Source organism: Salinimicrobium oceani (assembly GCF_012037645.1).
Map to the genome: position 1 here is coordinate 1 of NZ_JAAVJR010001420.1, position 311 is coordinate 311.

A 311-nucleotide genomic window follows, 5' to 3' on the forward strand; every position below is an offset into this window, starting at 1 on the left:
CAATACATCGCTCTCATTGCATCCTGCCAATTAATCTTTTTTCCTTCAGCATAGGTACGTCCGTAATAGGAGATGCCCACCTCATAAATCCGTATTCCGGGAATCCTACAAATTTTGGCGGTAACTTCGGGTTCAAAACCAAACCTTTTTTCTTTGAGATCCAGCCCTTTTATACTATCTGCCCTGAATAATTTGTAGCAGGTCTCCATATCTGTGAGATTAAGATTAGTGAAAGCATTACTCAAAAAAGTAAGAAACTTGTTACCTATGGAATGCCAGAAAAATAATATTCGGTGTGGATTTCCTCCCAT

The 311-nt window shown here is 38.9% G+C and carries 1 pseudogene; it reads right to left on the reverse strand.

Annotated elements, in window-relative coordinates:
* A pseudogene (locus HC175_RS22465) lies at positions 1 to 311 on the reverse strand (glycosyltransferase family 2 protein); the annotation flags it as partial.